25 protein-coding genes are annotated in these 24974 nt (G+C 73.5%); 10 read left to right on the top strand and 15 right to left on the bottom strand.

Features of this window, described 5'->3' with window-relative positions; translation table 11 throughout:
- The first annotated feature begins 112 nt into the window (after positions 1 to 112).
- Complete coding sequence (locus QRT03_RS29205; protein ID WP_286056684.1) at positions 113 to 2095, top strand: DUF6777 domain-containing protein; 1983 nt, start codon at positions 113 to 115, stop codon at positions 2093 to 2095.
- Between the two features lie 56 nt (positions 2096 to 2151).
- Here QRT03_RS29205 and QRT03_RS29200 read toward each other — a convergent pair whose 3' ends face one another.
- Positions 2152 to 3144: an amidohydrolase family protein gene (locus QRT03_RS29200; RefSeq protein ID WP_286056683.1), complete on the bottom strand. Its 993-nt coding sequence runs from the start codon at positions 3142 to 3144 to the stop codon at positions 2152 to 2154.
- A 184-nt stretch (positions 3145 to 3328) separates the two neighbouring features.
- On the opposite strand from QRT03_RS29200, the gene QRT03_RS29195 reads away from it, so the two are divergent.
- The 6 genes from QRT03_RS29195 to QRT03_RS29170 all read left to right on the top strand — a co-directional run bounded on the left by QRT03_RS29195 (position 3329) and on the right by QRT03_RS29170 (position 11012).
- A complete protein-coding gene (locus QRT03_RS29195) occupies positions 3329 to 5065 on the top strand; it encodes a DUF6777 domain-containing protein (protein WP_286056682.1) in 1737 nt (578 codons plus the stop codon).
- Between the two features lie 207 nt (positions 5066 to 5272).
- A complete protein-coding gene (locus QRT03_RS29190; RefSeq protein ID WP_286056681.1) occupies positions 5273 to 7081 on the top strand; it encodes a DUF6777 domain-containing protein in 1809 nt (602 codons plus the stop codon).
- A 304-nt stretch (positions 7082 to 7385) separates the two neighbouring features.
- A complete protein-coding gene (locus tag QRT03_RS29185) occupies positions 7386 to 8195 on the top strand; it encodes an ABC transporter permease (protein ID WP_286056680.1) in 810 nt (269 codons plus the stop codon).
- Positions 8192 to 8899 (top strand): ABC transporter ATP-binding protein, encoded by a 708-nt coding sequence (locus QRT03_RS29180; protein WP_286056679.1) that lies wholly within the window; start codon positions 8192 to 8194, stop codon positions 8897 to 8899. Before QRT03_RS29185 ends, QRT03_RS29180 begins: the two co-directional genes overlap by 4 nt.
- Positions 8889 to 9884 carry an ABC transporter substrate-binding protein gene (locus QRT03_RS29175; protein WP_286056678.1) on the top strand — a complete coding sequence of 332 codons (996 nt, stop codon included), beginning with the start codon at positions 8889 to 8891 and terminating at the stop codon, positions 9882 to 9884. The genes QRT03_RS29180 and QRT03_RS29175 overlap by 11 nt, the downstream gene beginning before the upstream one ends.
- A gap of 54 nt (positions 9885 to 9938) precedes the next feature.
- Positions 9939 to 11012, top strand: coding sequence for an LLM class flavin-dependent oxidoreductase (locus QRT03_RS29170; protein ID WP_286056677.1), 1074 nt, complete (start codon positions 9939 to 9941; stop codon positions 11010 to 11012).
- A gap of 3 nt (positions 11013 to 11015) precedes the next feature.
- On the opposite strand, the gene QRT03_RS29165 is transcribed toward QRT03_RS29170, so the two are convergent.
- Positions 11016 to 12287, bottom strand: coding sequence for a patatin-like phospholipase family protein (locus QRT03_RS29165; RefSeq protein WP_286056676.1), 1272 nt, complete (start codon positions 12285 to 12287; stop codon positions 11016 to 11018).
- A complete protein-coding gene (locus QRT03_RS29160; protein WP_286056675.1) occupies positions 12284 to 13357 on the bottom strand; it encodes an AI-2E family transporter in 1074 nt (357 codons plus the stop codon). The genes QRT03_RS29165 and QRT03_RS29160 overlap by 4 nt, the downstream gene beginning before the upstream one ends.
- 111 nt (positions 13358 to 13468) lie before the next feature.
- Here QRT03_RS29160 and QRT03_RS29155 point away from each other — a divergent pair, with 111 nt between their 5' ends.
- The 3 genes from QRT03_RS29155 (at position 13469) to QRT03_RS29145 (ending at position 16301) form a co-directional block, all read left to right on the top strand.
- Positions 13469 to 14146, top strand: coding sequence for a GAP family protein (locus tag QRT03_RS29155; protein WP_286056674.1), 678 nt, complete (start codon positions 13469 to 13471; stop codon positions 14144 to 14146).
- A gap of 244 nt (positions 14147 to 14390) precedes the next feature.
- Positions 14391 to 14864 carry an OsmC family protein gene (locus QRT03_RS29150; protein WP_286056673.1) on the top strand — a complete coding sequence of 158 codons (474 nt, stop codon included), beginning with the start codon at positions 14391 to 14393 and terminating at the stop codon, positions 14862 to 14864.
- Positions 14865 to 14927: 63 nt separating this feature from the next.
- Positions 14928 to 16301, top strand: coding sequence for an MFS transporter (locus QRT03_RS29145; protein ID WP_286056672.1), 1374 nt, complete (start codon positions 14928 to 14930; stop codon positions 16299 to 16301).
- Positions 16302 to 16306: 5 nt separating this feature from the next.
- Here the strand turns inward: QRT03_RS29145 and QRT03_RS29140 are convergent, their stop codons facing one another.
- The 12 genes from QRT03_RS29140 to QRT03_RS29085 form a co-directional block, all read right to left on the bottom strand.
- Complete coding sequence (locus QRT03_RS29140; RefSeq protein WP_286056671.1) at positions 16307 to 16744, bottom strand: SRPBCC family protein; 438 nt, start codon at positions 16742 to 16744, stop codon at positions 16307 to 16309.
- Positions 16745 to 16798: 54 nt separating this feature from the next.
- A complete protein-coding gene (locus QRT03_RS29135; protein ID WP_286056670.1) occupies positions 16799 to 16996 on the bottom strand; it encodes a DUF202 domain-containing protein in 198 nt (65 codons plus the stop codon).
- Positions 16996 to 17781: a sulfotransferase family protein gene (locus QRT03_RS29130; protein WP_286056669.1), complete on the bottom strand. Its 786-nt coding sequence runs from the start codon at positions 17779 to 17781 to the stop codon at positions 16996 to 16998. The genes QRT03_RS29135 and QRT03_RS29130 overlap by 1 nt, the downstream gene beginning before the upstream one ends.
- The gene (locus tag QRT03_RS29125; protein WP_286056668.1) at positions 17781 to 18710 is read right to left on the bottom strand and encodes a glycoside hydrolase family protein; all 930 of its coding nucleotides are present in this window, start codon (positions 18708 to 18710) and stop codon (positions 17781 to 17783) included. The genes QRT03_RS29130 and QRT03_RS29125 overlap by 1 nt, the downstream gene beginning before the upstream one ends.
- Positions 18711 to 18727: 17 nt before the next feature.
- Entirely contained in the window at positions 18728 to 19345 is a 618-nt protein-coding gene (cysC, locus tag QRT03_RS29120; protein WP_286056667.1) for an adenylyl-sulfate kinase, read from the bottom strand.
- 109 nt (positions 19346 to 19454) lie between these two features.
- Positions 19455 to 20354 (bottom strand): ABC transporter permease, encoded by a 900-nt coding sequence (locus QRT03_RS29115; protein WP_286056666.1) that lies wholly within the window; start codon positions 20352 to 20354, stop codon positions 19455 to 19457.
- Positions 20344 to 21147, bottom strand: coding sequence for an ABC transporter ATP-binding protein (locus tag QRT03_RS29110; RefSeq protein ID WP_286056665.1), 804 nt, complete (start codon positions 21145 to 21147; stop codon positions 20344 to 20346). The genes QRT03_RS29115 and QRT03_RS29110 overlap by 11 nt, the downstream gene beginning before the upstream one ends.
- Before the next feature lie 22 nt (positions 21148 to 21169).
- Positions 21170 to 22249: an ABC transporter substrate-binding protein gene (locus QRT03_RS29105; RefSeq protein WP_286056664.1), complete on the bottom strand. Its 1080-nt coding sequence runs from the start codon at positions 22247 to 22249 to the stop codon at positions 21170 to 21172.
- Between the two features lie 281 nt (positions 22250 to 22530).
- The gene (locus QRT03_RS29100; protein ID WP_286056663.1) at positions 22531 to 23622 is read right to left on the bottom strand and encodes a YeiH family protein; all 1092 of its coding nucleotides are present in this window, start codon (positions 23620 to 23622) and stop codon (positions 22531 to 22533) included.
- A complete protein-coding gene (locus QRT03_RS29095) occupies positions 23619 to 23774 on the bottom strand; it encodes a hypothetical protein (RefSeq protein WP_286056662.1) in 156 nt (51 codons plus the stop codon). Before QRT03_RS29095 ends, QRT03_RS29100 begins: the two co-directional genes overlap by 4 nt.
- A 32-nt stretch (positions 23775 to 23806) precedes the next feature.
- Entirely contained in the window at positions 23807 to 24007 is a 201-nt protein-coding gene (locus QRT03_RS29090) for a hypothetical protein (RefSeq protein ID WP_286056661.1), read from the bottom strand.
- Positions 24008 to 24040: 33 nt separating this feature from the next.
- Positions 24041 to 24943, bottom strand: coding sequence for an ABC transporter substrate-binding protein (locus QRT03_RS29085; RefSeq protein ID WP_286056660.1), 903 nt, complete (start codon positions 24941 to 24943; stop codon positions 24041 to 24043).
- Positions 24944 to 24974: the final 31 nt, after the last annotated feature.

Below are 24974 nucleotides of genomic sequence, written 5' to 3'. Positions count from 1 at the left end.
CCTCGTGTGCAGGGACAACACCATCGGAAGGCACGCCGCATCCGGCGATGGTTTCTCCAGTCCGAAGCACCCGGTCCCACCGGGGACCGGCACCGAGCCCCAGGAGAAACCGATGTACACCGACCACTTCCCCCGCCAGCAGGTCCCCGGCCCGCGCTCCACCTTCCAGGGTGGCCGCCCGCCGTACGGCCCGGGTATGCCGGGCCCGCAGATGCCCCCGCACCAGCAGTACGGCCACCCCGCCGGGCAGCCGCAGATGAACCAGGAGATCCCGGAGGCCCTGCGCGGCCCTCGCGCCCCCGAGCGGCCGAAGCCCAAGTGGCGGCTGAAGGTCGGCGCCGTGACCGCGGTCGTCGCGATCGGCGCCGTCGCGTGGGTGGGCCTCGCCGGTCCCGCGTCGGCGGAGGCCGCGCAGGTCCAGCTCGAGAGCGTCTCCTCCCCCGGCGCGATGCCGTTCACCGCTCCGGTCGGTGACGACGTCCAGAACGTCGCCAGCCCCGAGAACGCGGCCGGGCCGCAGGCCGGCAACACCGGCGGGCTCTACGCCCAGGACCCGGCCGCCCCCGCCTGTGACACCCAGGCCCTGATCGCCCAGCTCACCGCCGACCCGGCGAAGGCCGCGGCCTGGGGTCGCCCGCTGAACGTCGAGCCGAACGGCATCGGCGCCTACGTCACGAGCCTGACGACGGTGACCCTCCGCGCCGACACCGCGGTGACCGAGTACGGCTTCTCCCAGGGCGCGTTCCAGCCGTACCCGGCCGTGCTCCAGGCCGGCACCGCGGTGATGGTGAACAGCTTTGGCGAGCCCACCGTGAAGTGCCAGAACGGCAACCCGCTCGGCGCTGCCACCTCGTCGAACGACACCGGCACCGTCGTCGGGACCGCGTGGAACGGCTTCACCGCGGACCGCACGATCCGGGTCACGCCCGCCCCGGCGCCGCAGAAGACGCTGACCGTCGTCAAGCCGGGCAACAACACCCCGACCCCGACCCCGATCAAGACCCAGCCGGGCCCGAACACCCCGAACCCGGCGCCGGCGACGAACCCGCAGGGCCAGCTGGCGCTCACGATGACCCGGACCTACGACGGCAACATGCGCCTGTCGGACGGCCGCATCATGGACAAGAACGGCAAGGTGATCGACCCCGAGGTCAAGGTCGACCACCCGCCGAACAGCAAGACCTTCGACGACGGGTCGATCCAGCACCCGGACGGCAAGCGCTTCAACATCAACGGGACCGAGCGGCTGCCGATCACCGCGGACATCCCGGGCCTCGGGAAGGTGACGGTCGACGCGAACGGGAACGTGGATCCGGTCGGGTTCATCAAGTCGCAGTGGAACTACGACGGCACGGTGTCCCTCTGGTTCCCGGGCACCAACTTCCCGGTCAACACGATCGGACGCGACGGCAAGGTCGCCAAGACCGTCACGCCGCCCCCCGGGGGCCAGGTCCTGCAGGACGGGTCGATCACCGACCCCGCCACCGGGAAGATCCTCAACCCGGACGGCTCCGAGCGCCTCGACACGACGATCGACGGGATCGGGACCGTCACGAAGGACGGCGGCTTCACCCCGGCCCCCCAGGCCGCGGCGAAGGGCAACGTCAACGCGCTCACCGAGAACGAGGACGGCGCGCAGAATGGAGGCGTCGACGCGCAGGCTCTCGCCGCCAAGGGCGTGAACTTCAAGGCGGACGGCACCGTCGACACCGACCAGCTCCCGAAGGACGCGGTCGTCGACGCCCAGGGGAACGTCACACTCTCCGACGGCACCGTGATCGACAAGGACGGGAAGGTGCAGACCCCCGGCACGACCCCGGCGACGGGTGGCACCGGTGGCACGGTCCAGCAGCCGCTCGCCCCGCAGGGCGGCGTCGACACCCGGGTCTGCGGGACCGGCGTGATCGCCGAGCAGTGCCCGACGGACACCGATGTCACGCCGGCCCAGCCCCAGATCGACCCGGTGCCGGCCGACACGGGGACGGCCCAGGGCGGCGGCTCGACGACCGGCGGCTCGTCCTCCGAGGGTTCCTCGACCGGGAGCTCGTCGTCGGGCAGCGCGTCGACGGACGGTGGTGAGCAGACCACCGGCTGACCCGTCCGGAAGCGAGGAGGCCCCCGGTGCCACGGCACCGGGGGTCTTCCCGCCTGTCAGCGCTTCGGGCGGAGGGCCTCCCAGTTCCCGTGCCCGATCGCGTCCTTCTCGGTGTCGGAGAGGTCGGTGTCGTCGAGGAAGCGCCGTGCGGCCCCGCCGGAATTGTCGATGAACGGGTAGTCGGTGGCCGAGAGGACGCGCTCGACGCCGACCATCTCGATCGTCCATCGCAGCAACCGTGGGACGACCATCCCGCTGCCGGTGTAGGAGATGTTCTCGCGGAAGTAGTCGGCGATCGGCCGCCGGAGACCGACCCCGAAGCGGGGAGACACGTCGGCGATCCGGTCGAGGTAGAACAGGACGACCTCGCCCCAGTGGCCGACGACGAGCTGCAGGTCCGGGTGGCGGTCGAAGGCCCCGGACAGGACGAGGCGCAGGACCTGCATCCCGGTCTCGTAGTGCCAGCCGATGCCCGCGCTCGCCAGGGCGGCGTCGGTGGCCGGGTCGAAGCCGGAGTAGTAGACGTCCCGGACCTCGTCGACCGGCTGTTGCGGGTGGACGTAGATCGGGGCCCCGAGCTCGGCGGCCGCCGTCCAGATCGGCTCGTTGCGCGGATCGTCGAGGCGCACGGGGCCGGTCCGGCCGTGGATCATCGCGCCGGCCAGGCCCAGGTCCTGCACGGCACGACCGAGCTCGGCGGCGGCCGCCTGCGGGTCCGGGGTGGGCAGCGTCGCGAACCCGTCGAAGCGGTCGGGGTGGGCGGCGACCGCGGCGGCGATCGTGTCGTTGGCCCGGGCCGCGAGCGGCACGGCGCGCTCGACGTCGAGGTTCTGGACACCGGGCGCAGTGAGCGAGAGGACCTGGACGTCGACGCCCTGGTCGTCCATGGCCGCCAGCCGGCGCTCGCCCCACTCGAGCAGGGCGTCACCGCGGGACTCCATCATCATCGCCACGTCGTCGCGGTCGCGCGGCGACGTGGGCGCGTCCTTCCAGGCCTCCGCGACCTCCGGGACGGCCAGGTGCTCCTCGAGAGTCACAAGCTTGCGCATGCTCACCATCGTGCTCCGACCGGGGTCGTGACGCACCGGGGTAGGGCTGTCCCCCCGCACGCCCGGGGGTCCTCCCCGCCCGGCTCGGGGGTTCGCACGATCGTTGCGCGGGCGCGATCGCGACAGGCTTCTCCCATCACCGAAACGGGGTCGCCGAGGCCCCGGAGGACACGAGGAGCCCCCGATGACCATGCACACCGACCCCCGCACCGTCCGCCCGAGCCACCCGCAGTTCACCGGCCGGCCCCAGCAGTTCGCCCCCCAGCAGTTCGGCCCCCAGCAGCCGTTCCCGCAGCAGCCCCCGTTCGGTGGGCACCCCGCCTTCCGCCCGCAGGGCTTCCCCGGTCAGCAGTTCCAGGGCCCGGTCCCTCCGCCGCCCGCGGCGCCCCTGCCGAAGAAGCGCCCGATCGCCGGGAAGATCATCGCCGGCCTCGTCGCCGCCGGCCTCGTCGTCGGAGGAGCCGGCGCCTGGTACGCCCTCTCCGACTCCTCCGCCTCCGCCGTCCAGGCCACGAGCTTCGCCGGCGCCGACCCGACGACGAGCCCCTTCGGCACCGACCACGCCGAGGTCGCCACGGTGTCCGCCGAGGGCCCGCAGTCCGGCGACACCAAGGGCCTCTACGCCACCACCACCCCCGCCAGCTGCGATGACGCCGCGTTCCTGCAGCAGCTGCAGGCCGACCCGGCCAAGCTCGCCGCCTGGGGTGGGGTCTACGGCCTGGCGGCGAAGGACGTCCCGGCCTTCGTCGAGTCGCTCTCCCCGGTCGTGCTGCGCGCCGCCACCAGCGTCACCGACCACCCCTTCCGTGACGGCGCCTTCGTCGAGCAGCCCGCGGTGCTCGCCCCCGGCACCGCGGTGCTCGTCAACTCGTACGGCGAGCCCACCGTCAAGTGCTACAACGGCAACCCGCTGACCGCCGGGCCCGCCACCGCCGGCGCCGTCACGGTCACCCCGACCACCCGGGTCGTCACGAACTTCAGCTTCACGACGGTCGACAACAGCCGCGTCGTCGTCACCCCCGGCAAGCCCGACCCCAAGCCGAACAAGGGCCCGAACCCCGGTGCCCCCGACCCGGTCCTGAGCCAGAAGGCCGCGGACGCCCAGAAGCTCGCCGACCAGGCCCGCAAGGACGCCGACGCCGCCACCGCCAAGGCCGACGAGGCCTATGCGAAGTCGGTCGCCGCGCGGACCGAGGAGCAGAAGCTCACCGCTCTCGAGAAGTCCGCCCAGGGTCGCCTCGGGGACGCGAACACGGCGCTGCAGATCGCCGACGGCGAGCGCGTCAAGGCCATGGCCGCGGTCCCGGTCGACGCAGGCCGCCGGGCCGCCGCCGACCAGGCCTACCTCGAGGCCCGCATCGCACAGTCGAAGGCCCAGGACGAGGCGAAGGTCGCAGGCGAGGCCGCGAAGAAGGCCCGGGACGACGCCGAGGAGGCGGACGCCCAGCTGCGCAACGCCAGCTCGGCGGCCCGGAGTGCCGAGGGCGTGGCCAAGGCCGCCGAAGAGGCCGCCAAGAAGGCGAAGGACGACGCGGACGCCTCGGCGAAGGGCACGGAGCAGGAGAAGGCCGACGAGAAGACCGACCCGGCCACGGGCGAGCAGGCCCAGGTGCCGGCGACCGAGGGCACCGGGCAGGAGGCCGGCCAGACCCCGGACCTCGCGGGCACCACCGGCACCGGTCAGGAGCCGGCCGTCCAGCGGGCCTGCCAGGACGTCGTGACCGCCGAGGCCGCCCCGATCTGCCCCGCCACCGGCTCCGCCGACCAGGCTCCGGCCACCGTCGACACCGGCGTGACCGGTGGCGGCGAAACCGGCACCGCCACGACGTCGGGCTCGGAGAGCACCGGCTCCACGGAGACGGGCTCGCAGTCCGGCTCGCAGTCCGGCTCGCAGGGCACCTCGGAGGGCACCGACAACTGATCCCGCACGACCCGGACGCCCGGTCCCACCGCTCGGTGGGACCGGGCGTCCGTGTGCGCGGGGTAGGGCTGTCCCCCTCCGGATCCGGGGGGCGTCCCCTGCGACCACGGGGGTCCGCACGATCGTTCCGAATGTCCGATCGCGACAGGCTTCTCCCATCACCGAGACGGGGTCACCGAGGCCCCCTCACCACCGAGGAGCCCCACGATGAACATGCACTTCGACCCCCGCACCGTCCACCACCAGCAGCAGTTCCGCGCCCCGCAGCAGTTCCGCGGCCCGCAGGCCGGCCCGCAGCAGCCCTTCCCCCAGCAGCCCTCGTTCGGCGCCCAGGGGTTCCCCGGCCAGCAGTTCCGCGGTCCGGTCCCCCCGCCGCCCACCGCACCGCTGCCGAAGAAGCGCCCGATCGCCGGCAAGATCATCGCCGGGCTGGTCGCCGCCGGCCTGGTCGTCGGTGGCGCCGGCACGTGGTACTCGCTCTCCGGGGCTTCCTCCCCCGCGGTCCAGGCCACCAGCTTCGCCGGTGCGAACCCCACCACCGCCCCGTTCGGCACCGACGCCCCGGAGGTCGCCGCGGTCGCCGCCACCGGCGAGCAGTCGGGCGACACCGCCGGGCTCTACGCCGCGACCACCCCGCCGTCCTGCGACGGCGACGCCTTCCTCGGCGAGCTCCAGGCCGACCCGGCCAAGCTCGCCGCCTGGGGCGCGGTGTTCGGTCTCGACGCCGCGGACGTCCCGGCGTTCGTCGGGTCCCTGTCCCCGGTGGTCCTCCGGGCCGCGACCAGCGTCACCGACCACCCGTACACCGACGGCGCCTTCGTCGAGGAGCCGGTCGTGCTGGCCGCCGGCACCGCGGTGCTGGTGAACTCCTACGGCGAGCCCACCGTCAAGTGCTACAACGGCAACCCGCTGACCGCCGGTGCCGCGACCGACGAGGCGATCACAGTCCGCCCGACCCGCACCGTCATCACGAGCTACCGGTTCACGAGCATCGACAACTCCCGGATCGTCGTCATCCCCGGCAAGCCCGACCCCAAGCCGAACCCCGGCCCCAACCCGAAGCCGACCACCCCCGGCACCGGGACCGGCACCGGGACCGGCACCGGGACCGGGACCGGGACGACCGGCAAGCCCGACCCCGCCCTGGTGGCCAAGGCCGAGGAGGCCAAGAAGCTCGCCGAGGACGCCCGCAAGGAGGCCACCGCATCCCGCGAGAAGGCCGACAGCCTCGCGATCAACGCCAAGGTGTTCCGCGGTGAGGCCGACCGGCTCCTGGAGGAGCACAAGAAGGCGCTCAAGGCCCAGGCCGACGCGAACCAGGCCTTCACGTCCGCCGTGACCGAGTTGCAGGCCGCCAAGGCCGAGGTCCCCCCGAACCCCGCCCGGATCGCGGCCGCCGAGGCGGCGAGGAACGAAGCGGGCAAGGCGAAGGCCCAGGCGGAGGACGCTCGCATCCAGGCGCGGGACGCCGCGTTGAAGGCCGACCGGGAGGCCGACACCGCCGAGAGCCAGCTCACGAACGCCGAGGCCAAGGCCCGCAACGACGAGAACGTGGCCAAGGCCGGCGAGGACGCGGCGAAGAAGGCGCAGGAGGACGCCGAGGCATCGGCGAACAAGCCGGCGACGAAGCCGGCCGAGGAGCCGAAGGACCAGACGCTGACCGGTGACCAGGGCGAGCAGACCCCGATCGACCCCGCAGCCGGCGAGCAGGCGCCGATCGACCCCGCCGCGGGGGAGCAGGCTCCGGTCATCCCGGCCGAGGCCGGCACCGGTGGCACGGACGCCACGGTCTGCCCCGCCGGGACCACGGACACCGGTGACACCACCGCTCCGTGCGCGGCGGCCGTCCCCGAGGTCCCGGTCGCGGAGACCGGCGGCGAGGCCACGGCGGGCACCTCGGAGACCGAGACGGGCACCGGCTCGGCATCGGGGTCGGGGTCGGAGGGCACCGAGACCTCGGCGGGTGGCGCCGAGGAGTCCGGTGCCCAGACCACCTCGGAGGGCAGCGAGAACTGATCGCCCACCACGCCGACGCCCGGCCCCACCCCACGGTGGGGCCGGGCGTTCGCGCGCCGGACGAGCGAGCACTCTCGGCGGCGGGACGGGCGGGCCGACGACCCCAGGTGCTCGATGATCACCGGGCCCGACGGCGGGCCACGTCACGCTCCACTTGCGACCCGGCGCCCGGTTCCGCACGATCGGGGCATGCTCCGGGGCTGGCGGTTCGCGTGGCGTCGCCACGTCGACCTCATGCGCCTCGACGCCGCGACCTGTCGGTAGGACACGCCGACCCTCGCCGCCCGAACCCCCCGGAGCCCGTGTGTCCACCACCCTCCCGGGCGCGCCCGCGCGCGCCGTCGAGACCGCACCGCCCCGTCGTCAGGAACCCGGCAGAGCCTGGCAACGCTGGATCTCCCCGGTCGCGATCCTCGTGATCTGGCAGCTCGCGTCGAGCACCGGACTGCTCGCCGAGGACGAGCTCGCCTCACCGATCCGGGTCGTGCAGGCCGCGTGGGACGTCACGCTCTCCGGCGAGCTCCCCGAGGGACTGCTCGTCTCGCTGGTCCGCGTGGTCGTCGGGTTCGCGCTCGGCGCCGTCCTCGGCGTGGTGCTGGGCGTCTGGTCCGGGCTCTCGCGCTGGGGCGGCCTGATCATCGACCCGCCGGTGCAGATGCTGCGCACGCTGCCGCACCTGGCCCTGGTCCCGCTGTTCATCCTGTGGTTCGGGGTGCAGGAGACGCCGAAGATCCTGCTCGTCGCGCTCGGGGTGCTGTTCCCGATCTACCTCAACGTCCACGCCGGCGTCCGTGGCGTCGACCCGAAGCTGCTCGAGATGGCGCAGGTGTCCGGGTTCGACCGGCGCGAGGTGCTGCGCCACGTCGTGATCCCCGGCGCCCTGCCCTCGGCGCTGACCGGGCTGCGGCTCTCGCTCGGGATCGCGTGGCTCTCGCTGGTGGTCGCGGAGACCGTGTCGGCCGACTCCGGGCTCGGCTACCTGATCATGGACGCGCGGGAGTTCCTGCGCACGGACGTGATCGTGGTCGGGCTCGTCGTCTACGCCCTGCTCGGCCTCGGGACGGACGCGCTCGTGCGGCGCATCGAGAAGCGCGCGCTGCGGTGGCGGTCGTGAGCGCCCGGGCGAGCGCAGCGACGGGGAGCAGTGCCGCGCAGGTGAGCGGGCTGGTCCGGGAGTTCTCCGGACGGCGGGTCCTCGACGGCCTCGACCTCACCGTCGACGCGGGCGAGTTCGTCGCCCTGCTCGGGCGCAGCGGGTCCGGGAAGTCGACGTTGCTGCGGGTCCTGGCCGGCCTGGACGTTCCCGACGCCGGGTCGGTGTCGGTGCCGTCGTCGGTGGCGGTCGCGTTCCAGGAGCCCCGGCTGCTGCCGTGGCGCAGCGTGCGGGACAACGTGGCGCTGGGCCTGCGGACGGACACGGACGTCGACCGCGTGCTGGGCGAGGTCGGGCTCGCCGAGCGCGCCGACGCCTGGCCGCTGACGCTCTCCGGCGGTGAGGCGCAGCGCGCGTCGCTGGCCCGGGCCCTCGTCCGGGAACCGGGCCTGCTGCTGCTCGACGAGCCGTTCGGTGCCCTCGACGCGTTGACGCGGATCGCGATGCACGACCTGGTGCTGGACCTGTGGGAACGCCACCGCCCCGGGATCCTGCTGGTCACCCACGACGTCGACGAGGCGATCGTGCTCGCCGACCGGGTGCTGGTGCTCGACGAGGGCCGGATCGTCGCCGACCACGCGCCGGGGCCACGGCCGCGGACCGACGTTGCCGCCCTGCGCGCGACCGTCCTCTCCGAGCTCGGGGTGGTCGACGGTGCGGCGTAGGGCGTTCCTGCTCGGGCTCGGGACGACGGCGGTCCTGGCCGGCTGCTCGGCGGTGCCGATCTCGCGCCCTCCGGTCCAGCCGCCGGCCGACCCGACCGGGGTCGTGCTGCGCGTCGGTGACCAGAAGGGCGGCATCCAGTCCCTGCTGAAGGCCGCGAAAGGGCTGGCGGGAGCGCCCTACCGCGTGGAGTGGACGACCTTCAGCGCCGGCCCGCCGCTGATCGAGGCGGCGCGAGCCGGGGCGATCGACGTCGGGTACGTCGGGAACACACCGGTGATCTTCGCGGCGGCCGCGAAGGCGCGCGTGCAGCTCGTGGCCGCGGCGCGCGGCAACGTGGTCAGCGATGCGATCCTCGTGCCGCGGGACTCGCCGATCCGCGCGGTGAACGACCTCCGGGACCAGCGCATCGCCGTCGGGAAGGGCACGTCCGCGCACGGGCAGCTGCTGCTGACCCTGCGCGCGGCCGGGTTGACCATCGACGACGTCGATCCGACCTACCTCTCCCCCGCCGACGCCTACGGCGCGTTCAAGCAGGGCCAGATCGACGCGTGGGCCGTGTGGGACCCCTACACCGCGCAGGCCCAGCTCGAGACCGGCGCGCGGATCCTGGCCGACGGCACCGGGACCGCCAACGGCTACTCGTTCCAGGTGGCGAGCAACCAGACCCTCGCCGACCCGCGGACCCAGGCCGCCCTCGACGACTACCTCCGCCGCGTCGACGCCGCCATGCGCTTCTCCGACACCCACCGTCCGGAACGCGCGCGGTCGTGGAGCGCGGAGACGAAGCTGCCGATCGCCGTCACGACGATCGCCACCGACCGCGGCCCGGACCTCCCGGTGCCCATGGACGAGACGCTCGTCGCCTCGCAACAGGACCTCGCGGACGCGTTCTCCGACGCCGGGGTGATCCCCGGCCGGGTCCGCTTCGCCGACGTGATCGACCGCCGATTCGACTCGGGAAGGAGGTGGGCTCCGCCCACGTGAGCACTCATCGTCGCTATAGCGACAACGAGTGCTCACCTGCACGGAGCGCACACCATGACCATCGTCCCGCACTGGTTCCTGCCCACCTCGGGCGATGCCCGCGGCATCGTGGCCCGCCGCCACGCCGACCGCGGCGACATCGGCGACGCCTCCCGCGGCGCCGACATCGACTACCTGGCCCAGGTCGCGCGCGCGGCCGAGCACCTCGGGTACGAGGGGGTCCTGACGCCGACGGGCTCGTTCTGCGAGGACGCCTGGATCACGACGGCGGCCCTGCTGCGCGAGACCCGCCGGCTGCGCTACCTCGTGGCGTTCCGCCCCGGCGTCATCTCCCCCACCCTCGCCGCCCAGCAGGCGTCGACCTATCAGCGCATCTCCGACGGCCGGCTGATGCTGAACATCGTCACCGGCGGCGACGCGGTCGAGCAGCAGCGCTTCGGCGACTGGGCCGACCACGACGCCCGCTACGCCCGCACCGACGAGTTCCTGACGGTGCTGCGGGGCGCCTGGGGCACGGAGCCGTTCGACGTCGAGGGCGAGCACTACCGCGTCGTCGGCGCCTCCACCTACGCCCCGCCGGAGCCGACGCCGCCGATCTACTTCGGCGGCTCCTCGGACGCGGCCCTGCCCGTCGCCGCCCGGCACGCCGACGTCTACCTGACCTGGGGCGAGCCGCCCGCCGGGGTCGCGGAGAAGATCGGCCGGGTCCGCAAGCTCGCCGACGAACTCGAACGGCCGATCCGCTTCGGCATCCGGCTGCACGTCATCACCCGCGACACCGCCGAGCAGGCCTGGGCCGAGGCGCAGCGCATGCTCGACGCCCTCGACCCCGCGGCGATCGAGCGGGCGCAGGCCACCCTGCGCACGAGCCAGTCGGTCGGCCAGCAGCGGATGCTCGCGCTGCACGGCGGGTCCACCGACTCGCTCGAGATCAGTCCCAACCTGTGGGCCGGGATCGGCCTGGTCCGCGGGGGCGCGGGGACGGCCCTCGTCGGGAGCCACGAGCAGGTCGCCGAGCGGATCGCCGAGTACCACGATCTCGGGATCGACGAGTTCGTGATGTCCGGCTACCCGCACCTGGAGGAGGCCTACCAGTTCGGCGAGGGCGTGCTGCCGCTGCTGCGCTGAGGGTCAGGCCTCGTCGGCGGGCCCCAGTCGGAAGGTGGCGATGCCGTCGTCGGCCACGGTCGCGGTCGCCGCGCCCTCCACCCGCGTGCCGTCCGGGCGGGTCACCCGCACCGACCACGTCAGCTCGGCGCCGGCGAGCTGCTTGCGCGTGACGTCGACCGTGACGTCGCGAGCCAGGAGCTCGGCGGCGGCGTGCACGGGATCGCCGGCGAGAGGCTCGAAGGGCGCGGACACCGTGATCGACGCGCCGAGGAGCAGCTTCTCCAGGCCGGACACGTCCCCGTCGAGCCACGCCTTCTCGAACCCGATCCCGACGAGGAAGCGGTCGGCCTGCGTCGCACCGTCCCGGCGGAGCCGGGCCAGGAACGCCGGGTCGCGGTTCAGCTTCGAGGCCGCGCCGAGCAGGTCGGGGACGCGGGGCATCTCCAGGACCCGGACCATGATCGGGCGGTAGCCGCTGTCCGGCCGGAGGGCGCCGGACTCGAGCAGACGGTCCGTGCGCTCGATGCCGTGCAGCTCCTGGTTCAGCGAGAGGTTGCCGGCGAGCTCGTTGCGCCGCTCCGCGATGTCCAGGGTGGTGCGGGGCTCGCGGTCGATCCGGCTCGGGTTGATCTGGAGCACCCACAGCTCGTCGGGACGGTCGTCGACGAGCTGGGAGACCGGCGGGTTCTGCGAGAACAGCCCGTCCCAGTGCACCCCGTCGCCGACCCGGATGCCCCGGAACAGGGTCGGGATCGCGGCGGAGGCGAGCACCGTGTCGGGCGTGATGCGGTCGCGGCGGCTGTCGAAGGCCCGGAAGCGGCCGCTCAGGATCTCCACGGCGCCGAGCACCAGGCGCGGGTGCCGTCCCTCGCTGTCGACCGGGAGCGCGTCGAAGTCGACGTGGCGGCGCAGCAGGCGCCGGAACTCCTCACGGCCGTCCAGCGCGGGCGGGAGGAGGTGCGGGTTCAGCGGCGGGACCAGACCGAGGTTCTGGCCGACCCCGGCGCCCACCATGACGACGTTGAGCCACCGCTCGAGCGGGCCGGACGCCGCGTTGTCGGCCCAAAAGCCGGCGAGCGCGTCCCCCACCTCGTCAGGACGACCGCGGACCAGGCACGACCACGTGATCAGCGCGTTGATCGCCCCGCCCGACGTGCCGCTGATCCCGACGACCTCCCCGGCGGTCACCGCGCCGACGTCGAAGAAGCGGGCCAGCGCGCCCGCGGAGAAGGCGGTGTGGCTGCCGCCGCCCTGGCACGCGAGGGCGAGCCGCCGCGGCACGGAGATGGTCACGAGGGCTCCCGGGAGGGTTCGGGCCGCGCGGCGAGCAGAGCCGACACCCACGCCGCCCGCGGGTCGGCGTCCACCAGCACGGCCTTGGTGAGCAGGGTCAGCGGCACGGCGAGCACGGCCCCGAGCGGTCCGAGCATCCAGGCCCAGAAGCCCAGCGACAGGAAGACGACGACGAGGGAGAGCCCGACGGCGTCACCGATGAAGCGCGGTTGGACCAGCGAGCAGAGCACGAAGTTGACCACCACGTAGATCAGGACGACGACGACCATCCGCGACCAGCCCCCCTCGAGCAGGGCGAGCACGGCGGGCGGGACGACGCCGATGAAGAAGCCGACGTAGGGGATGTAGTTGGTGATGAACGCGAGCAGCCCCCACAGCACCGCCAACGGCACCCCGAGCGCGAGGAGCACGACCGTGTCCACGACGGCGGTCAGCAGGCCGAACACCGTCGTCACGACCAGGAACCGGCGCGTGCCCCGGGCGAAGTCGCGCAGGGCCCGGGCCGCGTCGGGCCGTGCGGACGCGATCGCCGCGAGCTTCGCCTCGAAGCCCCCGGACTCGATGGCGAGGAAGAGCAGGACGGACAGCAGGAAGACGACGTTGCCTGCCAGGCCCGTGACCCCGGACAGCAGCGCCCCCAGCACGACGGCGAGGCGACCGAGGTCGAGCGAGGACGCGATCTCGGAGAGCGGCACGACCCCGACGCCCTGCTCGCGCAGCAGCGCGAACACCCCGCCGAGCACCGCGTCCAGCTCGTCGCGGTAGGTCGGCAGGATCGTCACCAGCCGCGCGACCGAGCCGACGATCACCCCCGCCAGCACGACGACGACGGCGTAGACGAGCAGGACCAGGACGATCACGGCCAGCCACCGGGGGACGCCGCGGCGCAGGAGCAGGCCCTCCACCGGCCGGACCGTGATCACGACGACGAGCGCGAGCAGCACCGGCCCGATCAACCACGCGAGCTCCCGCACCCCCAGCGCCACGACGACCGCCGCGGCGGCCCCCAGCAGCAGGAGGAGGGCCGGAGGGAGACGGACGGGACCCGCCCCGCCCCGCTCGCTCGTCACGGAGATCATCGTGCCGGGCGGGCGCGGCGCGCGAAAGCAGGCGCACAGCGTAATCACGGTTGGACCGACCGGGCGGCCACGGCGGGCGACGGCCTCGTAGGGTTGCCGACCGTGAGCATCGAGGCGCTGATCCTGGGGCTCCTCAGCGCCGTCCGGGCCACGCCGCTCGCGATCGTCTCCGGGTTCCTGCTCAGCCGGGACCCGCGGCGGCCGATCGCGGCCTACGTGGTCACGGGGATCGCGGTGAGTCTCGCCGTGGGGGCCGTCGTCGTGCTCTGGCTCGGACCCGCCGTCGGTGCCGGGGACCCGGGGGACGCCGAGGCCTCGGCCGGACGGCAGATCGTCGACCTCGTGCTCGGCGTCGGTGCGGTGGGGTACGCAGCCGGCTACGCCTCGGGCCGCCTCGCGGGCCGTGGGGGCGACCGGCGACCCGGGCGCGTCGACGCGCTGCTCGCGCGGTTGCGGGAGCCGTCGATCCCGATCGCGGCCGCGGCCGGGGCCCTGACGAATCTGCCGGGCCTGTTCTACGTCGCCGGGCTCGTCGCGATCCTCGAGACCGGCGCCGGGCCGGTGGGCGCGATGGTGCAGGTCGTCGTCTACACCGTCCTGCGCCTGGGCGGTCCGGCGGCGGTCCTGGTCCTCTGCGTGACCCGCCCTCGGCAGGCCCGGTCGGCCACCGACGCCGTCCGCGACTGGGCGGTGCGACACCGCCGCATCCTCGTCCCCGGTGTGCTCGGCGTCCTCGGGCTCTACCTCGCCGCGAAGGGACTCGTCGGACTCCTGTCCTGACGGTGGGGTTGCGCTCGGCGCGCGGACGATCACACTGGAACCCGTGACCGGACCGGGCCTGGTGCGACGCCTGCACCTCGACCTGTGCCGCGTGCCGGCGATGGGCTGTCGCCCCGCCCGCACCGCCTGAGCGACCCCGTCACATCCGCGCACCCGCCCGGCGTCCCGGTGCGGACGTCGGGCGCGTCGTCTCCCGGTCCGCGACCCCGCGCACCGGGTCCTCACCTCCCAGGAGAGTCCCAGCATGGCCATCAAGCCCAAGGAGACCGTCGTCCCCTTCGCCGTCCACGGCGAGGGCACCGGCGTCTACCAGAACCTGACCGCGGGCGGGCACGCCTTCGCGACCGACGCCTACCCCGCCTTCGGCGGCCAGGACTCCGCGCCGAGCCCGCTGTTCTACGCGCTCGGCGCCCTGACCTCGTGCAACCAGGTGACCGGCAGCCTCGTCGCGAAGGACCTGGGTATCACCGTCACGAGCTGGAACTTCGACATCGTCGGCGACCTCGACACCGCCGTGCTCGTGGGCGGCGCGGAGGGCAACGCCAACTTCGACCGCGTCGAGGTCCGCGCCACGATCGAGACCGACGCCAGCGAGGAGCAGTTCGCGCAGCTCGTGTCGGAGACCGAGCGCCGGTGCCCCGTGACGCAGCTGTTCAAGCGCAGCGGGCTGGAGTTCGACAACGTCTGGACCCGCGTCGAATCGCCCGCCACGGTCTGACGTCCGCCGTCGCCGGCCGCGCCACGACGCGGTCGGCGACGCCCTCGGGGGGAGCCCTCTTCCATGTCCACCACACCCGCGGACGCCGTGCCGGACCAGGCCGGACGTCGACGTTCGATGTTCGTCGCCGCCTTCGGCTCGATCATCGAGTGGTACGACTTCTCGATCTACTTCTACGTCGCGACGATCCTGACCCGGGAGTTCTTCGGCGACCAGAGCGGTTCGCTCATCCTCACCCTCGGGGTCGGCGCCGCGGGCTTCCTGTTCCGGCCGCTGGGCGCGATCGTGTTCGGGCACATCGGTGACCGGACCGGGCGCAAGGCCGCACTGGTGATCTCCGCGGTCCTCATGGCGATCGCGATGCTCGGCACCGCGGCCCTGCCCGGGTACGCGACCGTGGGGATCTGGGGCGGCGTCGGGATGGTGCTCCTGCGCTGCCTCGCGGGCTTCTCGGTGGGCGCCGAGTACACCGGGATCATGGTGTTCCTGATGGAGTCGGCCGGGCCGCGCCGACGTGGTTTCGCCGCCTCCTGGGCCGCCGCGAACTCGGAGATCGGGGCCCTGCTCGCCGTCGGGATCGCCGCGCTCCTGGCGGGCAACCTGTCGCCCGACGCGATGCAGCAGTGGGGCTGGCGGGTCCTCTTCGTCGTCGGCGGGCTCCTCGCTCTGGTCATGATCCCGCTGCGCCGCATGATGGTGGAGACCGAGACCGTCGAGCGGGCGCAGGAGGAGACCCTCGACGTCGACCCGTCGGTGGCCCGGCGCTCGCCGCTGGTGGCGGTGCTGCTCGGCCAGCCGCGGGCCGTCCTGATCGCCTTCGCGATCTCGACGATCGGCTCGGTGAGCTACTTCCTCAACATCACCTACGTCCCGACCTACCTCGAGGACGTCGCGAACCTGGAGAACGCCGGGTCGCTGGCCCTGGGCACGGTGGCCGCCGTGGTCGCCATCGTGGTCACCCCGTTCATCGGGCTCGCCTCGGACCGGTGGGGCCGGCGGGCGTCCCTGGCCCTGCTCACCGGGGTGATCGTGCTGACGACGATCCCGGCCTACCTGCTGATGTCCACGGGCGAGCCCGGCCTCGCGGTGTTCGGGGCGGCGTTCCTGGCGATCCCGGCCGCCGGGTGGAGCGCGGTCGCGGCGGCGACGGTCCCGGAGCAGTTCACGGCGATCGGGCGCTTCTCCGGGATGGCCGTCGGCTACAACGTGGCGACGGTGCTCTTCGGCGGCCTCTCACCGCTGATCGCCACCGGCCTCATCGCCGGCACCGGGATCGCGCTCTCCCCGGCGATCTACGCGACCGTCGTCGTGATTGTCGCCGGCATCCCGGTCCTGTGGTTCATGCGCGACATGGCCGGCCGCCCGCTCGCCGAGGTCGACGGCATCGGCGAGTCGGACATGGGCCGGGAGCCGAGCCGCACCGCCGCCGACTCGTAGCCCCGTCAGGCGAGTGCGTCGCGCAGCTCGCGGATGCCGGTGCCGAAGACACCGTCCGCGAAGGTGCGGTTCAGCTCCTCCTCCTGGCTCGCGTCGGCGTCGTACTCCGCCCACCACTCGACGAAGGACTCGCCCGTGTCGGTGACCGGGCAGACCCGCACCGTCGACAGGTACCGGCGGACCCCGAACGGGTTCGCGCCGGCGAAGGTGTAGGTCAGGGTGCGGTTCGTGTCGTCGAGGGTGATCAGCCGCTCGTCGAAGGGGTCCCCGCCGGCCGCCATGGTCAGCCGGCGCACCGCCCCGACCTGCCCGTCGACGCCCTCGACGAGCTCGCTGTGGCTCAGGGCCGGGTGCCACGACGGCAGGTCGTTGAAGGCGCGCAGCTGGGCCCAGACCTGGTCGACGGGCGCGGCGACGACTCCACTGGCGTACGGACGCGGCACGGCTCACTCCTGGTGTCGGACGGTTCGATCACCGTGATCGTGCCGCACCCGTCGTCAGGAACGGAAGATCGCCAGGGCGGAGCCCAACCCGGCCAGCGCGCAGAGCCCGCCCGATACGACGACGACCGGCGTCGGCACCTGCGGCGGGACCAGCACGGCGATCGCGATCGCGGCCAGCGAGAACGCCAGCGAGAATCGCAGCCGCGACAGCACCGTGCGCTCCCGGGCGAGGAACCACCGCGGGTCCGCCATCAGCGCCGCCAGTCGGTGAGGTTCCAGCCCGTCAGCTTCTCGAGGTGGGCCACGTCGTCGGCGAACCACTCCAGCGCCACCGCCCGCTCCTCCGCGGAGAGCCCGGACGAGCGTCCGTGCACGTCGGGGCGCACGTGGTGGCGCGGTACCCCGCGGACGACCCCGGTCTCCACGCCGAGGAACGCGCAGACCCGGTCGGCCGTGCACGCCGGGGAGTCGCGCAGCGAGCGGTAGCGCAGCAACAGCACCTGCTCCGGGTCGAACCGCGAGTAGAGCGCCTCGACCTGCTCGCCGTAGCGGCCCGCCGAGACGAAGTGCCAGAAGTGGGCCCAGCCCGCCGCCCGGCGCTCGGGTTCGAGCCGGCACGCCGTGAGGAAGTCGGTCTCCGGCTCGAGGCCGGCGTCGCGCAGGTGCGACCAGTTCGAGTGTGCGCGCTCGACGGGGTCGCGGAGTACCGCGACCAGCCTCGCCCGCGGGACCAGGTCCCGGATCCGCTGCTGGGCGTCGGTGTCGTAGAGGTAGAAGACGGTGCCCTCACCGCGCAGCGCGCCGGGCGGCGCGGGGTCGAACAGCGCCTCGTAGTCTTCCCGGCGCCACACGTGCTCGCCCCAGGTGGCCACGTCCCCGGGCCCTCCGCCGCTGGTGGGCGGCGGACCGTCGGTGAGGAAGAACTTCGGCTCCTTCACCTCAGGCAGGAACAGCCGTGGGTGCCCCTGCAGCGCCCGGTGCAGCGCGGACGTGCCGCACTTGGGGGCGCCGAGGAGCAGGAAGTCCGGGAGCGCCACTAGGTCGCTCCCACCAAGGCGTGGGCCAGTTCCGTCCGCAGCTCGTGCGCCCCGTCGGCCCGTGTGACCTCGTAGTACAGGCGGTACTCGCCGCCGGGCAGGGGCAGCACGTGGACGTAGCGCAGGCCTCCTACACCGGGCGCCTCGGCCGCCGGGTCGGAACCCTCGCCCCGGAACCGCCCGAACCCGCCGTCCGGAACCTGAACGGCGACTCCGGTCCGCTCCTCCCAGTTCTCCCCCGCGGTCGCGCGGCCGTCGTAGAGCGCGACGAGGCGGTCACCGAGGTCGACCACGCTGCTGATCCGCACCCCACGCGCATCCCACTCCCCCGGCCGCGGCGCGAGCGCCGTGCCCTGCCAGGTCCACGCGACGCCGTCGGGGCTGGTGGCGTGCTCGGTGGTCATGCGGTCCGTGGCGTCCGGGTCGTCGAGCGGGTGCACCGACGCCCACAGGTGCCAGAGCCCGCCGTGGGACTGCACCACGGGGTCCTTGACGGCGAGGGAGTCCGAGCCGGGCAGCACCGTCACCGACGGTGCGGTGGCGAGCGCCTCGGGAGTGTCGGCCTCGAGCAGCTCGACCCACCAGTGCTTCGTGCCGGGCGTCGCACAGCTGACGTAGAGCCGCCAGCGCCCGGCCGGCGTCACGACGAGCGCGGGCCGTTCCAGCGACTCGGCGCCGAAGCGCTCCTTCTCGACGACGGCGAGCACCTCGAAGGAGACCCCGTCCTCGGACCGGGCGACGACGTTCGCGTACCCGCGCCCCTCCCCCTCCGGCCGGCGCAGCCGGTAGGCCAGGTACACCGACCCGTCGTGCCGCACCGCGCTCGGCGCGCCGGCCCAGGTGCCGGGCCGGCCGTCCGGCGGCGGGACGACGACGACGGCGGACGTCCCGTCGGGCAGCGGGGCGCCGGTGCGGTCGATGTGGCTCACGGGGGAGCTCCTCCTTCTCAGACGGCCTGGCGACGGTCGGCGTCGCGCAGGCCCGGATGCGGACGCTCCAGGATCCCCCGGGCGACCAGGTGGTCGACGAGGGCGGCCACGGACTCGTCGACCGACTGCTCGTGGGTGGGCAGGACCAGATCCGGGTGCTCGGGGACCTCGTAGGCGTCGTCGACGCCGGTCAGCCCGGTGATCTCGCCCGCCCGGTGCTTGGCGTAAAGGCCCTTGACGTCCCGCTGCGCGGTGACCTCCACCGGGGTCGAGAGGTGCACCTCGACGTAGGGGACGCCGAGGTCGTCGTGGTCGGCGCGGACCTGGTCGCGGACGTCGGCGTGCGGCGCGATGGAGGCGACCAGCACCACCACCCCGTTGCGAGCCAGCAGACCGGACACGAAGCCGATACGGCGGATGTTCACCGCCCGGTCCTCGCGGCTGTAGCCGAGGCCCTTGGAGAGGTTGGTGCGGATGACGTCCCCGTCGAGGACCTCGACGCCGCAGCGCTCGACCCGCAACTGCTCTGCGACGCCGATCGCGACGGTGGACTTCCCGGCGCTGGGCAGGCCGGTCAACCAGACGGTGGCGCCACCGGTGCAGGGCACGGAGGACGGGTGGACGATGGTGGACACGACGGCTCCTCGTCAGGGGGACGGACTCTCCGGTGCCGTCAGCGACAGAGCGCGCTGCCCACCCACCCGTGGTCCACGTGCCGTCGCCGGGTCAGACCCGCCACCTCGCTCACGGCCCCGTCGCGAGGCCCCGCGCCCGCAGGACGCGCAGCTCGGCCGGTCGGAAGAAGATCAGCTCGACGCCGATGCCGACGACGAGGATGAGCAGGATCGCCGCCATCACCGAGGACATGTCCGAGAGCGACTGCCCCTGGTTGAGGTAGGCGCCCAGGCCGAACCCGAGGCTGGGCGAGGTCGCGATGATCTCGGCGGCCATCAGCGAACGCCACGCGAACGCCCAGCCCTGCTTGAGCCCGCCGAGGAACCCGGGCAGGGCGGCGGGCAGCATGATCAACCGCGCGGACTGGGACCGGCTGGCGCCCATCGCGAACCCGACCCGCGGCAGCAGCGGCGGGACCTGGTCGATGCCGGAGACGAGCCCGTTCGCGATCGAGGGCACCGCGCCCATGAGGACGACGAAATAGATCGTCTGGTCGTTCAGCCCGAACCACAGCACCGCGGCCGGCACCCACGCCACCGACGGCAGGCTCTGCAGCCCGGTGAGGATCGGGCCGATCGCGGACCGGACCAGCGGCACCGTCGCGACCAGCAGGCCGATCGGGGTCGCGATCACCACGGCCAGCAGGAAGCCGAGCACCGCGCGGCTGATCGAGGTCCAGATGATCGACAGCGCCTGCCCGTCGGCGAGCTGTGTGCCGATCTGCCCGAACACCGCCTGCGGTGAGGGCAGCTTGAACTCCGGCCAGATCGCCGAGGCCCACAGGATCTGCCAGACGACGACGAACAGCACGACCGCGACGATCGGCGGCACCACGCCGGTGAGGAACCGCTTCCACAGCGGGGTGCGCTGCTCGGTGGGCGTGTCGAGGGCGTCGAGACCCCGCCCGACGTCGGCGGCGTCGTCGGGTGTGCCCGGCCGCTGTTCGTCGGTGGTCGTGTCAGCGGGCATGGGCCGAGATCACCTCTCGGAGCTCACCGGTGATGTCCCCGTGCAGCTCCTCGGGGTCGCTGTCCGAGGCGGTGGCCCACTCCCGGACGACCCGGCCGGGCCGCGACGAGAGCAGGACGACCCGCTCGGCGAGGCGGACCGACTCGCGCACGTCGTGGGTCACGAACAGCACGGTCGTGCCGGTCGCCTCCCACACCCGCAGCAGCTCGGCCTGCAGGACGTCGCGCGTGATGGCGTCGAGCGCCCCGAACGGCTCGTCCATGAGCAGCACGCCCGGCTCGTGCCGGGTCGTCCCGCCCTCACCGAGCCCCGTTGCCGCGGCCAGCGCCCGAGCGAGGGCGACGCGCTGCCGCATGCCGCCGGAGAGCTCGTGCGGACGCTTGTCCGCCTGACCCTCCAGCCGCACGAGGGCGAGCAGCTCGTGGGCGCGCTCCCGCCGCGCCGACCGGCCGATCCCGGCCAGGCGCAGCGGCAGCTCGACGTTGCGCCCGGCGTCCAGCCACGGCAGCAGGGCCGCCTCCTGGAACATCACGGCCGGCCGCGCCGCGGAGGTCTCGACGGTGCCGCTCGTGGGCCGGTCGAGGCCGGCGACCAGGTTGAGCAGCGTCGACTTGCCACAGCCCGAGGCACCGAGGAGGCAGACGAACTCCCCCGGCGCGACCGACAGGTCGACCCCGTCGAGGGCGACGACGGCGTCGGTCCCGCTGCCGAAGACCTTCGAGACGCCGCGGACGTCCAGCGCGGGAGGTCCGGTCCGCGGGTCCGGGGTGGAGCGCTCGAGCGTGGCGGTCATGGTGATGCTCCTCGAGGAAGGACTACTTGGTGTCGAGACCGGCCGGGTCGACGGTCGGTCGTCCGGCGGCCTGCAGCGCTTCGTTGAGCGGGCCGAGGGCGAAGAGGCCCTTGACGTCGGTGGCCGACTGCGCCGTCCCTGCTGCGACGGCGTTCTGCGCCAGGGTCGGGAAGGTGCCCGCCAGGGGGTCGGGGTTGAGCTGCACGTCGTCCCACGCGCGGTCGAGCACGTTCTGCGCGAGCGGCTTGCTGCCCGAGGCGCCGAGTCCGGCGTTCGCGGCGGTCTTGGCGGCGTTCGGGTCGGTCCGCGCGAGGTCCTCGGCGGCGACGAGGCCCTTGAGGAACGCGGCGACGGTGCTCGGGTGCTGCGCGACGTAGTCGGTGCGTGCGATGACGACCGTCGTCGGGAACTGCCCGTTCGGCCACAGGGTCTTCTCGTCGAGCAGCGCCGTGGCGCCGCCCTCGAGCACGAAGCGGGACGCGAAGGGCTCCGGCAGCCACCCGCCGTCGAGCTGGCCGGTCTTGTAGGCGTCCAGCGCGCGGGCGTTGTCGATGTTGACGACCTCGACGGCGCCCGGCCCGGTGCCGGCCGGAAGGTTGTTGTCCTTGAGCCACTTCTTCAGCGCGATGTCCTGCGTGTTCGCCAGCTGCGGCGTCGCGATCTTCTTGCCCAGGAGCTGCTGCGGGTTCGTGATGCCCGGTCGGACGACCAGCTGGGCCCCACCCGACGTCGCGCCGGCGATGACGCGCACGCCCTCGGGGTTCTGCTTGTAGGCGTTGATCGCGGGACCCGAGCCGATGAAGCCGAGGTCGATCGAGTTGCCGAAGAGCGCGCTGGTCTCCTCCGGCCCGGCGTTGAAGGTCTGCGTGGAGAGCTTCGTCTGACCGAGCTGCTGGGCGAAGAGCCCGTTCTGCACGCCGATCAGGGCACCGGCGTGGGTGATGTTCGGAAAGTACCCGAGACGCAGCTCCGGCGCGGGCCCCGCGTCGGCGGCGGGGGTGCTGGTGGACTCCTGCGCGCGGGAGCAGCCGGCGAGGGCCAGGGCGGCGGCGAGGAGGGTGATGACGACGGCAGGCAGGGTGCGCCGACGGTGAGGGGACACGGGTGGTGGTTCTCCTGAGGAGGCCCCGCGCTCGGCGGCGGGGTCGGCTGACGGGGTGATCCGGCGCGTCCCACCCGCGTTCGACCCGCCGTCGGGAATCCGACGGCGGGTCGCGCGGGTGTGTCAGGAGGAGAGACAGGCGCAGCTGTACACGCGGCCGAAGTCCACGTGGCGGCGGGCCACGAGGCGCACGTCGGCGGCGGAGGTCACGGGTACTGAGCCTGCCATGCCCCGGTCGTGGGGGCCACCGACGTGATGTCGGTGACTGTCCGGACGGAGGGTCACGGAGCGGCGCCCAGCGCGGGCGAGGCGATCAGGACGAGCCCCAGCGAGCAGGCGGCGACCACGACGAGGCCCGCGGCCGCCACGATCAGCGGGCGCCAGCCGCTGCGGGACAGTGCCCGCAGGTCGAAGTTCAGCCCCACTCCGGCGAAGCAGAGCAGGAACGCCCACTTCGACAGGTTGCCGAGGCTCGTCTTGTCGGCGCCGGAGAAGAACCCGATCGTCCCGAGCGCCGCGACCGCGAGGAAACCCAGGACGAACTTCGGGAAGGTCGCCCAGACGAAGACGGCCCGCTCGCGGCCGGTGCTCGCGATCGCCCGGCCGCCCCGGGTGGCCCAATAGGCGGCGTACCCGAGCACGACGACGCCGATCAGCGCGTTGCGCGTGTTCTTCACCGCGACGGCCACGTCCTGCGCCGCGGGCGAGTACGCGGCGCCGGTGGCCGTGGTCTCCGCGGTGTTGTCCACCGCGAGTCCCGCCCAGAGCCCGAACTGGAGGTCGGAGAGCTGGAGCAGGTGCCCGATCGCGGGGAAGCTGAACAGCGCCACCGCGCCGAGCGCGAGGATCGCGGCGATCGAGTAGCCGGAGTCCTCGTCGTCGGCCCCGATCGCGCCGCGGCCGGCGATGATCGCGGACACGCCGCAGATGGAGGTGCCGATCGCGAGGAGCGACGAGAGCTTCCCGCCCAGGCCGAGCCACCGGCCGATCAGCAGGATCACCGTCGTCGCGACGGCCATGTCGATCAGGATCAGGACGAACGACAGCCCGCCCAGCTTCACCAGGTCGCCCAGCAGGTAGCGCGCGCCCAGCAGCACGATCCCGATCTTGAGCCAGAACTCGTAGCTGGCGACGCCAGGTCGGAACACCGGCGCGACGCCGATCGTGTTCCGCACGAGCAGCCCGAGCAGGATCGCCCACAGGACGTACTCGACGTCGGGCAGCCGCGTGCCGGTGGCCGCGCCGAGCTCGCGGACGCCGGCCTGCAGCGCCACGCCGACGACCCCGATCACCACCAGCAGCAGGATGCCGGGAATCGCCCGGACCAGCCCCGACGGCGCCGTCGGGGAGGTCTCGGCGGTCTCGGTGGTCACTTGATGAGGAACGGGATCGTCGGGAGCAGGCCCAGGCCCGCGAGCAGGACGAGGGCCCCGGCGACGATCACCGCGATCCAGTCCGCGCCGAGGCGGGCGAGACCGGTGGGACGCGGCTCCGGGGCCGGGGCGGGCGGGGCGGGCTCGGTCATGGTGATGCCTTCCTGACGTCGGGTGGTGGTGGTTACTCGGCGAAGGCGGTGCGGTGGCGCTGGAGCTCGGTACGCAGCAGGGCGAGCGAGCCGGCGACCTCGGCCGCGATGCGCTCGGCCTCGATCTCCCAGCGCCCGGCGCCGGCATCGACCGCCGACACCTCGCGCTGGACGACGGCGTCGAGATGGGTCAGGAACGTGGCGACCGCGGCGCCACGGGGGGTGAAGGACACAGGTGTCTCCCGGGAAGCGGAGGAGGGGTGGGGTCAAACCGGTTCGGGCGGGTCGACCTGGGAGGTGCGCAGCGCGGAGGGCGAGGTGCCCCACTTGGCGAGGATCCGGGCGTAGGTGCCGTCGGCCATGAGCCTCGTGACGGCCGCCTGCACGGCCGGGATCAGCGGCGAGTCCTTCGCGAGGGCGAACCCGACGTCGAGCCGGCGGTACTCCCCCACGAACCGCAGCCGGGGCTGCTGGGACACGAGGTAGCGCAGGCCGTTGATCGTGCTCATCGTGACGTCGGCGCGGCGCTGGGCGAGTGCGAGACCCGTCGTCGCACCGTCGGGGTAGCTGCGGACCTCGATGGCCGGTCGGCCCGCCTGGCTACATCGCGGCTGGGCCTTGGCCAGGGTGGACTCGAAGGTGGAGCCGGTCAGGACGGACACCGTGCGGCCGCAGAGTTCGACCAGGTCGCGGATGGGCGGCTGCGGGTCGTCGGCGCGCACGGCGAAGCCCTGCCCGTCGTTGATGTAGGTCACGAAGCTGACCTGCTTCTTGCGCGCCTCGGTCACCGCGAAGTTGCCGGTGCCGACGTCGAACTTGCCGCTGGTCAGGCCGGGCACGATCCCGTCGAACGTCGACTCGGTGCGCTGCACCCGCAGGCCCAGGGTCCGAGCCACCGCCTCGGTCATGTCGATGTCCTGACCCGTCGTCGTGACCCCGTCGGCGAGGTGGAACGCGCTCGGCGGGGCGGACACGCTCGCGCCGACCGACAGCACGCCCGCCGTCCGGACGTCGTCCGGCAGCAGGGCGACCGCCGCGGGGTCCGCGGCCACGGCCGCCGTGACGTCCTCGCGCGGGACGCCGGCGTCGGCGTCGTCGAGCGGGGACGCACACCCGGCCAGCAGCACGCCCACGAGGGCGACCAGCGCCGGCAGCACGGCACGGGACATGACGAGGTCCTGTCACTCAGGGAGGTGGAGC

It is taken from the genome of Actinomycetospora termitidis, from assembly GCF_030286555.1.
GTDB classification, from domain to species: Bacteria; Actinomycetota; Actinomycetes; order Mycobacteriales; family Pseudonocardiaceae; genus Actinomycetospora; species Actinomycetospora termitidis.
The sequence above is the reverse complement of the archived record's forward strand: the minus strand, read 5'-3'. Positions and strand labels throughout refer to the sequence as shown.

Excerpts from the sequence above, each read along its gene's own strand:
- QRT03_RS29195 (WP_286056682.1), top strand. The coding sequence starts at position 3,329 with ATGACCATGCACACCGACCCCCGCACCGTCCGCCCGAGCCACCCGCAG.
- QRT03_RS29115 (WP_286056666.1), bottom strand. The coding sequence starts at position 20,354 with ATGCCCGCTGACACGACCACCGACGAACAGCGGCCGGGCACACCCGAC.
- QRT03_RS29110 (WP_286056665.1), bottom strand. The coding sequence starts at position 21,147 with ATGACCGCCACGCTCGAGCGCTCCACCCCGGACCCGCGGACCGGACCT.
- QRT03_RS29190 (WP_286056681.1), top strand. The coding sequence starts at position 5,273 with ATGAACATGCACTTCGACCCCCGCACCGTCCACCACCAGCAGCAGTTC.
- QRT03_RS29205 (WP_286056684.1), top strand. The coding sequence starts at position 113 with ATGTACACCGACCACTTCCCCCGCCAGCAGGTCCCCGGCCCGCGCTCC.
- QRT03_RS29085 (WP_286056660.1), bottom strand. The coding sequence starts at position 24,943 with ATGTCCCGTGCCGTGCTGCCGGCGCTGGTCGCCCTCGTGGGCGTGCTG.
- QRT03_RS29135 (WP_286056670.1), bottom strand. The coding sequence starts at position 16,996 with ATGGCGGACCCGCGGTGGTTCCTCGCCCGGGAGCGCACGGTGCTGTCG.
- QRT03_RS29095 (WP_286056662.1), bottom strand. The coding sequence starts at position 23,774 with ATGACCGAGCCCGCCCCGCCCGCCCCGGCCCCGGAGCCGCGTCCCACC.
- QRT03_RS29200 (WP_286056683.1), bottom strand. The coding sequence starts at position 3,144 with ATGCGCAAGCTTGTGACTCTCGAGGAGCACCTGGCCGTCCCGGAGGTC.
- QRT03_RS29145 (WP_286056672.1), top strand. The coding sequence starts at position 14,928 with ATGTCCACCACACCCGCGGACGCCGTGCCGGACCAGGCCGGACGTCGA.
- QRT03_RS29170 (WP_286056677.1), top strand. The coding sequence starts at position 9,939 with ATGACCATCGTCCCGCACTGGTTCCTGCCCACCTCGGGCGATGCCCGC.
- QRT03_RS29150 (WP_286056673.1), top strand. The coding sequence starts at position 14,391 with ATGGCCATCAAGCCCAAGGAGACCGTCGTCCCCTTCGCCGTCCACGGC.